The organism is Synechococcus sp. H70.1 (assembly GCF_047502705.1).
In the GTDB taxonomy this organism is placed as follows: domain Bacteria; phylum Cyanobacteriota; class Cyanobacteriia; order Thermostichales; family Thermostichaceae; genus Thermostichus.
In genome coordinates this window covers 1-1488 of sequence record NZ_JANSIV010000032.1, presented here as the reverse complement: position 1 = coordinate 1488, position 1488 = coordinate 1, and the positions used below count along the sequence as shown (strand labels likewise).

Genomic DNA, 1488 nt, shown 5'->3' with positions numbered 1-1488 from the left:
GCCGAACAGCGGGCGGAGCGTCTGGCCCAAAAGCTGCGAGAACTGGGGGTGGATCCCGATGCACTTTAAAGCCTCCCCCCCCTCAAGAGGGTTGAGGATAGGCGGCAAATCCTACTGAGCAATCAACAAAACAGGCAGCTTCTGGACAGCTGGCCGTAGTCCTTTGGGAAAACGCTCCCGCTTCAGAGGGTAGCGGTAGTTCATATGCTGAATCAGCCTCTCCCACTGCCAAGGGTTCAAGCCAGACACCACAGAACAAAGCGGCTCCTCAGCTACTTCCTCTCCTTTCTCCATGAGTTTGAGGATTACATTCCCCGCCGCCATTTCTAGTATTTGATTGGCTAGCTGTGGATCCGGATCCCCGAGTAGGATAAGAGCATAGTCTTTTGGATTTGGACTAAGCAAGATTTGCTCCAGCAGCTTCTCCAACTCCTGCACAAGCTGCTCCGTTTCCAGCTCCCAGTAAGGAAAAAGAACGACGTTAAACTTGCTCAGGCAGATCCCTTGCGGAAGTGTAGTTTCTGTTAAGCTATCTCTCACTACTGGCAGGTTCTCAGCCAGGCTCACCCAGACTCCGGTATAGTCAATACTATGCAACCGAAAGAAAGCCCCAATTTCTCGTTCAAAGTCGTGGACAGCCTCTCGACATCCCTGCCAATGTCCGTAATCATCGATTTGGATAAATCCTTGGGAGTTAACCTGCTCATAAAGATTCTGAAAGATATCCATTGTGGACTGGTACCAGTCAGCGTCCGCGTGTAGAAAAGCGATCTCGCCGACCTGGTCACGGTAAGCTGGCAATGTGTCAGCAAACAGTCCTTGAACAGGAACAATGAGATCCCAAACTCCTAACTCCTTACTGATCACCTCCAAGTTCTCCGAGATAGGAGCACCCAAAGCTCCAGCTCCATAGGGAGTATCATTGGCAAAAACTCCTCTGTAATCTCGGTCTACTTCTGTTGGCTGAGGCATCCCTGAGAAGGTGTCAAAAGCGTAAACCTTGCGAGGTCGGCGGCTGTAGTTTTTGATCACCCAAGCTAGCAGTGCAGAGCTGCCTCCTTTGTAAACGCCACACTCAACAAAGTTCCCAGGGATGTCTTCTTGGCAGACTCGCTTGGCCAAGGTGTAGAGATTCCAGAGACGCTCAAAGCCCAAAAGGGTAAAGGCCTTAACCTTTTCCAAAACTCTCGATAACTCAAGGTTGCATACCGGGTATCCCTTCAAATGCTCTGGCAGTGTCCAATCAACAGCAGGATCCGGAATATGCTCCACAGGCTGGACGTTGCCTCGCCAAGCGACGCCCATGATCTGCATGGTTTGGTAAATCATCGTGTTCCAGCCTCGATCCCTCAGGTAGTTTAGGCCCTCGGCTACGTCCGGTGAAGCAAGGTCGTGAAAGAGAATTAGAGCATCTTCAGCAGCGTAGCGGTCTGCCACCTGAGCATCCAGCAGAGGAGCTGGCGCGTCGTGATTTCCATCGATGTAGAT

1 protein-coding gene is annotated in these 1488 nt (G+C 51.3%); it reads right to left on the bottom strand.

The annotated features are described in order from the left end of the window. Window positions 1-111: 111 nt before the first annotated feature. On the bottom strand, window positions 112-1488 hold a 1377-nt coding region (locus tag NW827_RS02200; RefSeq protein WP_414503288.1), incomplete at its 5' end, for a TylF/MycF/NovP-related O-methyltransferase.